Genomic DNA, 2,245 nt, shown 5'->3' with positions numbered 1-2,245 from the left:
GCGAGCGGCTTTGCGGTAGGAAGAGCACTCTACGGCCAACTCGACCGCTGTTTCCTCGAGGCAAGGACTGATCGATTGGGCTCCATCAAAGCCCAGTTCGGCATCCAGCAAGAACGTATACGCCCCCGTTTGCCGATCATAGTAGTCGTTCCGGCGGAATGTCACTTCCCCAAACAGCGTTTGGATCGTAGTCGGCCGTTTGTCTTTCAGCTGATACCGCTGCTTGTCCCGCGCTTCCGCCAGTTGTTGATCGATCTCCTCCAAAAGGGCGGCCAACAAGACCGCGAACCCCTTTTGAAGGGTTCTCAACAATTGTTCCTCCAACTCTTTTCATAAAGGCCATTCTGTGGTAAGATGTTTCATGGACTCTCTCCCTCCTGTTTTCGGTTGATGTGGTCAATCACCATCATAGCAGGGAGAGAGTCCTTTTTGCATGACCTTTGCTTGTTCTACCGCGCTTCGCTTGGTGGCCCCGACGAGCGTCACGAACAAGAGTTCGCAACCCTCGTCGAGGATCATTTCAGAATGTCACCCACAAATATTTTACTCACACGTGCTAGATAAAATGAGATAAGTATAAAAATAGCCCTTGCATGAAGGATCTCCTTTAAAATGAAAGTGCTACCAAACATTCAAAAGGAGAGTTCACATGCAAGTGCACTTTCATTTTACAACAGACGAAGCGAAAATTCAAAAACAATATGCAGCGATTTTATTCTTTGTATCTGGACAATTGTCTTTTTCAGATGTATTTACAACGCCGAAATCGCCATTTGTTGAAGCAAAAAGATGAGGCCATCATCGCCGTCCATGTTCTTGGAAAGTTGTTAGGTTTTACATCCGAACGAGCTTGGCACCGATTTGTGATCGGAAACTTATTTTCGAAAGATTTATTTCCTGAACGCTCTCGATATAACCGTCGTTGTCGAAATCTTGGCTTTGCCGTCAAATGGATCCGATGTCAACTAGCCAAACGTGGGCAACATCATGCTTATGCGGTAGTGGATAGCTCACCCATTGAACTCTGCCACCACGCACGAATATATCGCGTCAAACGGTTTCAAGGAATCGCCGATATTGGGTATTGCGCATCCAAAAAGATGGCTTACTATGGATTGAAGCTTCATCTCCAGATCACTGACCAAGCGCTTCCGATGGGATATGTCGTCACCGAAGCATCCTGTCACGACCGGACAGCTGCGGAAACCGTGATGGTCCAACTTCCTCGTCCGTATACACTTGGTGACAAAGGATATGTGAGCCAAGACTTGCAAAAGAAGCTGTATGATGAATACAAGATCACTTTTTGGACGCCCGTTCGGAAAAACCAGAAAATCCATCAATCGAAAGCATGGAAACGATGGATGAAACGAAAGCGCAAAGTCATTGAAACCGTGTTTTCCGTTCTCATTGATCAGTACCGGATCACAGAGATTCGATCCAACTCTGTTTCTAGATTTGAATCAGCTTTGGATGGCATTTTACTCGCTTATTCACTCGTCATTCTTGGGTTAGTTGAGCGTTAAAGTTCAACTAGCACCACGGGTTATATATATTTTTTAAAAAATTATAAATATTGTATTGACTTTTTTAGTAGTTAACAAGATAATATTATACGAGCGCTCGCATTTATTTCTAATTAAGGTATACCTTAACAATACAAATGGGTTTTATATACATGCAACATGAAGAGTTAACTTCTCAGTCATCCTGCATACCCTAAGCGCTGCAGCACTTCCTCCGGACGTTCGTGGATGTAGTTGACAAACCGAGTAATAGCTTGAATGATATCGTTGCGATCCTTGTGAAATACATTGGCAATCACCGTATCTTTCAGCCATTTCCATAAGCGTTCGATCGGGTTCAGCTGTGGCGAATAGGGAGGAAGGTAAATAAAGTGAAAACACTGCCCTTCTTCCCGCAAAAACTCCTTGACCATTTTGGCATGGTGAATGCGGGCGTTATCCAACACCAAGACCATGAGACGGTCCGGATCGCGCTCTTTGAGCATTCTCAAGAAATCCAAGAACGTCGCGGCATTGGCGGCAGTCGTTTGATGAAGCACCGTTTCGCCATCGTGGATGTTGACCGCGCCAAACCGCGATGCGTGGGCATGATGGCCGAACGTCGGCACTTTTTTTGGGCGACCGACTTCCGACCATGTGGACCGCAAGACATGGTAAGAGCGGATATGGGTTTCATCAAGGTACAACAAGACCGAATCAGGATCCATTAAGTTTTTTTT

At 45.5% G+C, this 2,245-nt stretch carries 2 protein-coding genes and 1 pseudogene; 1 reads left to right on the top strand and 2 read right to left on the bottom strand.

Annotated elements, in window-relative coordinates:
• Positions 1 to 324: UPF0236 family transposase-like protein (locus GZ1_RS17610; protein WP_255211323.1), on the bottom strand; the 324-nt coding region annotated here is incomplete at its 3' end.
• Positions 325 to 649: 325 nt separating this feature from the next.
• On the opposite strand from GZ1_RS17610, the pseudogene GZ1_RS17605 reads away from it, so the two are divergent.
• Positions 650 to 1,526: pseudogene (locus GZ1_RS17605) on the top strand (IS982 family transposase).
• Between the two features lie 179 nt (positions 1,527 to 1,705).
• Here the strand turns inward: GZ1_RS17605 and GZ1_RS17600 are convergent.
• Positions 1,706 to 2,245 (bottom strand): IS630 family transposase (locus GZ1_RS17600; RefSeq protein ID WP_157074401.1); only part of this gene is annotated, 540 nt, incomplete at its 5' end.

It is taken from the genome of Geobacillus zalihae NBRC 101842 (genome assembly GCF_001544135.1).
In the GTDB taxonomy this organism is placed as follows: domain Bacteria; phylum Bacillota; class Bacilli; order Bacillales; family Anoxybacillaceae; genus Geobacillus; species Geobacillus zalihae.
Note: the sequence above shows the minus strand (reverse complement) of the source record. Positions and strands in the feature narration are given on the sequence as shown.